We start from the raw sequence: 374 nt of genomic DNA, 5'->3' as shown, positions 1-374 counted from the left end.
GGAAAGAAACCCAAGCTTTCTGAACGTCAGCAAAAAGAGCTTCGCCGGATGTATGATACCGGCGATTACTCCATCAGCGATCTTTCAGAACTGTTTTCTATTTCTCGGCCAACTGTCTATCGAACTCTCAGCAGAACAGCCTCAACGTTCTTGTTGGGTTCACTCTAAGCGTACGTAAAGTACACTTTCGTGTCGTGACCCCTATTTGAACGAGGCGTTGCGCTGGATTCAGGAGCGGCACGGCAAGGACAACGTGATCGCTGCCATCATTCACCGGGACGAAAAAACGCCGCACCTGTCGGCCTACGTGGTGCCAAAAGACCCCGATACAGGCCGCCTGAATTGCCGCCGGTTCCTCGGTGGTGCCAAGGCCC

Annotated in this window: 2 protein-coding genes; both read left to right on the top strand. The window is 53.5% G+C overall.

The genetic code is table 11. The features are described from left to right. Positions 1-168: helix-turn-helix domain-containing protein (locus KP705_RS19245; protein WP_215765470.1), on the top strand; the 168-nt coding region annotated here is incomplete at its 5' end. Between the two features lie 37 nt (positions 169-205). Then, the coding region (locus KP705_RS21655) for a plasmid recombination protein (protein WP_215765469.1) at positions 206-374 on the top strand (169 nt) is incomplete at its 3' end.

It is taken from the genome of Gluconobacter sp. P1D12_c, assembly GCF_018812105.1.
Classification (GTDB): Bacteria; Pseudomonadota; Alphaproteobacteria; order Acetobacterales; family Acetobacteraceae; genus Gluconobacter; species Gluconobacter oxydans_A.
The sequence above is the reverse complement of the archived record's forward strand: the minus strand, read 5'-3'. Positions and strand labels throughout refer to the sequence as shown.